This is a genomic window from Lacinutrix iliipiscaria, assembly GCF_042686125.1.
Classification (GTDB): domain Bacteria; phylum Bacteroidota; class Bacteroidia; order Flavobacteriales; family Flavobacteriaceae; genus Oceanihabitans; species Oceanihabitans iliipiscarium.
The window spans coordinates 1-6,286 of sequence record NZ_JBHUOV010000009.1 but is presented as its reverse complement, the minus strand read 5'-3'; the positions used below and the strand labels follow the sequence as shown (position 1 = coordinate 6,286).

Here is a 6,286-nt window from a genome sequence, read left to right as displayed (position 1 = left end):
AACACTGAAGATAAAATTACAATCTATGTGTTTGATATGAATAACAAGCTCGTTCACCAAACTGAATTTGGTGCTGAAGATAAATACAACTTCGGTCAAGACTTAGAAGGTGGCGTATACATTGTTAAAGTCGTTCAAGGGAAAGACATGAAACATGTTAGACTTGTGAAATACTAATAAGTAATTATAAACCTTTTAAAAGAAAAACCCTTCAGGAAACTGAAGGGTTTTTTTATGGGTTTAATTTAACATACACATTACATTAATGTAATAGTCCTAAAATCCTTTTTATCTAATTTAGCAACATACAAAACAACCAAAATTAAATTACAATGATCAGTATTAATTATATAGACAATACCAGTTAACATTTTATCGCATTTTAATGCGTAAGGACGATTACTAAAAAATTAAATACCATACTTATCAACATAAGTTGCAACTTTTAAATTTTTGAGTTAATTTCACTTCGCTATTATCAACATAACTCCACTCTACTACTAAATTTTTCAATTCCCGCTAAAACTTAATTGTTTTAATGAACTACTGTGTTTTGGTTATTTGTAATTAACTAACAACCTAACATAATGAAAAATCTTTACTTTAAAATCTTCAATAAGCCTAATACCTTTATTGATCAACTTCTAAAGTTTAATACCACTAAGCTTTTAACCTTAATTATTACAGTCACTTGTACTATTGCAACTAGTTTTGGTCAAGGTTCAGAATCCTTTGATAATTTAAATGCATCTGCAAGTGGGTATGGCTCTGGATCATATTCTGGAGATGCAGGCGTTACTTGGTCATACAATGGAGCGCGATTAGTGACTTCTACTTATAATATCACAGGAACAACCATTGGATTTGGTTCCTCTGGAACAAGAAATGTTTCAGCCTTATCTGGTTCAGGTGGTGTTGGTGAAGTATTTTATACTGTAAGCCGCTATTTTACAGGAGGGACTGCCTCTGATAGAAGTATTGAAGTTTATATAAATGGTACTTTATATGATAGCTTTACACTTTTAGCTGAAGGTCCAGTTTATCCACGCTCATTCATTGCAAATGAATCTGGAGATGTAACGATTGAGTTTCGTTCAGTAGGTTCACGACAAATAGTTATTGATGATGTGTCTTGGACTGCTTTCTCAGGTGGGTCTTGCCCAACAATTACAGTTGACACAACACCTTACAATCTTGATTGCTTCGGATATGATTTTCAAGTAACCATTAACCCTAACGGAGGCACAGCGCCTTACACAATAACAGCAACAGGAGGAACGCCAGATGGTATGAATCCAAATATATTCTACTTTGATGGCTTCCAAACACCAACATATACAACAACCATAACCGTTGTAGATGCAAATGGTTGTGAATCTGGTGATATTGATCTGGAACTTACTAATCCAGAACTCGTTGTAACTGGCTCTGCTGTTTCAACACCTGAAAGCTGTCTAGGTGCTTCTGATGGGACAATAACGTATTCAGGTCAATCAGGTGGGACACCTCATGTTGGAAATCCAAGTTATCCTGATGGCTGGAGCTATTACTTAATAGGAAATGGATTAAATATAAGCCAAAGTTCTTCAACGTTTACCAATTTGGCACCTGGCAATTATTCTGTAGGTGCAAGCGATGCTTATGGTTGTGGCACAGGTCTATTTGGTATTGAAGTAACAACTAATGATATAACACCACCTAACGCTATTGCTCAAAATGTCACAGTAACTTTAGATGCTGCTGGTAATGGAACATTGACTGCTGCTGAAGTAGATAATGGATCAAATGATAACTGTAGTGCTGTCTCTTTAAGTATTGATAACACAACTTTTTCTTGTGCCGATATTTCATCTGCTACTACGACTAACGACTTATTCATCTCTGAATATATTGAAGGTGGATCTAATAATAAATGTATTGAAATTTATAACGGTACTGGTGCGGCTATCGATTTAGGAATCGAAGGTTATGCTATAGGACGCTATTCAAATGGAGCTTCTTCTCCATTTACAATTGGTCTCTCTGGAGTTCTTGCAGATGGTGACGTCTATGTGGTTTGCCATTCGAGTTCAATTGGAGCATTTCTTACTGAAGCAGACTTAACAGATTCAAATCTTAATTTTAATGGTGATGATGCAGTAGCTCTATTAAAAAGCGGAACACCTATCGATATTTTTGGGACAATTGGAGAAGATCCAGGGTCTTATTGGAGCTCGACTTCTAATAGAACACAAAACAGAACTTTAGTTAGAAATAGTGATGTTTCTGCTGGTGTGACAACAAATGGTTCGAACTTTCCAACCTTAGAAACGGAATGGACTGAATTCCCTCAAGATACATCTTCAGAATTAGGAAGTCATACTTTAGCTGGTGGTAGTGGCCCAATAGTTACTTTAACTGCTACTGATACTAATGGAAATACAGCTACTGCAACTGCTAATGTAACTGTTGTAGATGATATTGCGCCAAATGCAATATGTCAAGCGGTAACTATTCAACTTGATGCTTCTGGTAGTGCAACATTAGATCCTGCAGATGTGGATAATGGGTCTAATGATACTTGCGGTATTGCATCTGTAGTCTTAAGTCAAACAGATTTCGATTGTTCACATATAGGAACAAATACGGTAACACTTACAGTTACAGATATTAGTGGAAATGTTTCATCATGCGATGCGACGATTACTGTAGAAGATAATGAAGCACCAATTGCCATTGCACAAAATGTAACAGTAACTTTAGATGCTACTGGTAATGGAACAATTTCTGCTGCTGAAGTTGATAATGGATCAAATGATAACTGTGGCGCTGTCACTTTAAGTATAGACAATTCTAATTTTACTTGTGCAGATATTGTTGCTGCTGATTCAGCTTCTGACTTATTTATCTCTGAATATATCGAAGGTGGATCTAATAATAAATGTATTGAAATTTATAATGGAACTGGTGCTCCAATAGATTTAGCTGTTGGTAATTATACACTTGAACGTTATTCCAATGGAAGTGGTTTCGGAACTTCAATTGCTTTATCTGGAACTATTGCTGATGGCGATGTTCATGTAATTTGTAATCCAAGTTCCATAGCAGCATTCTTAAGTGAATCTGACGAAACAAATAGCAATATTAATTTTAATGGTGACGATGCTGTTGCTCTACTTAATGATGGAGTTACCATCGATATTTTTGGTAAAATTGGTCAAGATCCTGGTTCACAGTGGAGTCAAGGAGGAAACGCTACTGCTAATAGAACTTTAGTCAGAAATTCGAATATATTAACAGGTAATACAGATGATATTACTGACTTTCCGTCTTTAGCAACTGAATGGACAGAATTCCCTCAAGACACGTCTTCAGAGTTAGGAAATCACACTGTAGCTAGTGGTAGTGGACCAACAGTAACTTTAACTGTAACTGATGCTAATAATAATTCATCAACAGCTACAGCGAATGTAATAGTTATTGATGACACAGCACCTATTGCAATATGTCAAAATGTAACTTTGCAATTAGATGCTTCTGGAGTAGCAACCTTGACTACAGATCAAGTAGATAACGGCTCTAATGATGCTTGTGGTATTGATTCCTTAGCATTAAGTCAAACCAATTTTGATTGCTCTCATATTGGAACAAATTCTGTAACACTTACTGTAACTGATGTGAATGGTAATTCGTCAACTTGTACTGCAACAATTACTGTTGAAGATAATGAGTCTCCAACAATTGTTTGCAATACTATTACCGTTCAATTAAATAATACAGGAGACTATACTTTAACGCAAAGCGATATTAATGCTATTGGAGCTGGAAGTTATGATGCCTGTAGCGCAGTAACTTTTAGCGTAGATATCGATAGTTTCGATTGTAATAATGTTATAGCTAATGCAGTAGTTATTCCAGATCTTATAATCACTGAATATGTAGAAGGAAGCAGTTCTAATAAATATATAGAAATCTATAATGGAACAGGAGGTATCGTTGATCTTTCAGATTATGAACTGCGTCTGTATTCAAATGGTAATTCTAGCCCTTCAACTACAAATACACTTTCAGGAACTCTTTCAAATGGTTCTACAATAGTGTATAGTAATTCATCTGCTGCTATATATGGAGGTGCATCTACTGTACTTTCTGCTGTTAATTGGAACGGAGATGATGCAATTGAATTATGGAAAATAAGCACTAATGCTGCTGTAGATATTTTTGGTAAAATAGGAGAAGATCCTGGTTCACAATGGGGATCAACTGCTATAAATGAAACTCAAAATCAAACACTACGAAGAAACTCTGATGTCTTACAAGGTAATACAGATGATCTTTCTGGATTCCCTGCTTTACAAACTGAATGGACAGAATTACCTATAGATGATGTTAGTGGCTTAGGAAGCCATAGTATTGATAGTGGTAATACTGATGCAACAGAAGTAATATTAACAGCTACAGATGCTAATGGAAATACTGCCAATTGTACTGCAACAATAATTGTTGAAGATAATATAGCTCCTACTGCAATATGTCAAAATGTAACTGTTCAGTTAGATGCTAATGGAAATGGTACTTTAACTCCTGAAGAAGTTGATAATGGTTCAAATGATACTTGTGGAATATTATCATTAGAATTAAATCAAACTGATTTCGACTGTTCACATATAGGATTAACTAATGAAGTTACCTTAACAGTAACTGATGTGAATGGTAATTCGTCAACTTGTACTGCAAATGTAACCGTTGTAGATTCAGTATCTCCAAATGCTATTGGACAAAATATAACGGTTGAATTAGACGCTTCTGGAAATGCTACGATTACAGCTGCTGATATTGATAATGGATCAAACGATGCCTGTGGCATTGAGTCTTTAAGTATTGATGTTAATAGTTTTGATTGTAGTAATATCGCAACCAATCCTGGTGAAGTTTCAGACTTATTTATTTCTGAATATGCAGAAGGAAGTTCTTCAAATAAATATATTGAAATATATAATGGAACTGGAAGTGATGTCGATTTATCAGATTACGAATTAAGATTATATTCTAATGGTAATTCAAGCCCTTCAACTACAAATACTTTATCTGGAACTCTCTCAAATGGTAGTACTATAGTATATAGAAACAATAATGCAAATATATATAGTGGTCCTGCAACGGTTCTTTCTGCTGTAAATTGGAATGGTGATGATGCGATCGAACTATGGAAAATAAGTGCAAATGCTGCAGTAGATATTTTCGGACATATAGGAGAAGATCCAGGTTCACAATGGACTCAAGGTGGTAACAATACGGCTAACCAAACTTTGGTTAGGAATCAAGCTGTCACTTCTGGTAATACTGATAACCTTCCAGGTTTTCCTTCATTAGGAACCGAATGGACTGAATTAGCTCAAGATGATGTTAGCGGTTTAGGCAATCATAGTGCTGGTTTAGGAAATAATGTGGTATTGACTGTAACAGATTCTAATGGAAATACCTCTACAGCTATGGTTGCAGTTACTGTTGAAGATAATCAAACACCAACAATTACGTGTCCAGAGGACATTGAAGTAGATACGGATTTAGGTGAATGTGGTGCTGTAGTTGAATTCACTATTGACGCTGATGACAACTGTTCAAATACAACTATTACTCAAACAGAAGGATTACCTTCTGGTACAATGTTCCCTGTTGGAACAACTACCAACACGTTTGTAGTTACTGATGCTGGTGGTAACACTGCTACTTGTAGCTTTGACGTAACTGTTGATGATAATGAAGCGCCTAACGTTAATTGTGCTGCTATTACTGTTGTATTAGACGGTAATGGTGAAGTTAATGTAACTGCTAGTCAATTAGATGATAATTCCTCTGATAACTGTGGTATTGCTTCATATACTATCGACGGAAATAGTTCTGCTGATTTTACATGTGCGGATACTGGTGGGGATTTAAGTGATTTAATTATCTCTCAATATATTGATGGACCAGATGCTAACGATTGTATAGAAATATATAATGGTACTGGTAATACTGTTGAACTTACTGGTAACTATAGTATATCTATTTATTTTAATGGAATTACAACACCACAAGTTTGGCCTCTATTAGGATCTATCGCTAATGATGATACCTATGTGATCTGTCAACAGTTCTCTGATGCTGAAGCTACTGGTAATGTGGATTTAATTAATGGTATTATGTGGAATGGTAATGATGCCGTATCATTAGATAACAATGGTAATGCTATTGATATCTTAGGTATCATTGGTAACAATCCTGGTTTAGACTGGAATGCTGGTGGAAACTCTACTAAAAACAC

Annotated in this window: 2 protein-coding genes; both read left to right on the top strand. The window is 35.4% G+C overall.

The window, feature by feature from the left end; all coding sequences use genetic code 11:
* Positions 1-15 precede the first annotated feature (15 nt).
* Positions 16-177 carry a T9SS type A sorting domain-containing protein gene (locus ACFS5M_RS12215; RefSeq protein ID WP_379898330.1) on the top strand — a complete coding sequence of 54 codons (162 nt, stop codon included), beginning with the start codon at positions 16-18 and terminating at the stop codon, positions 175-177.
* A gap of 410 nt (positions 178-587) precedes the next feature.
* The coding region (locus ACFS5M_RS12210; protein ID WP_379898967.1) for a beta strand repeat-containing protein at positions 588-6,286 on the top strand (5,699 nt) is incomplete at its 3' end.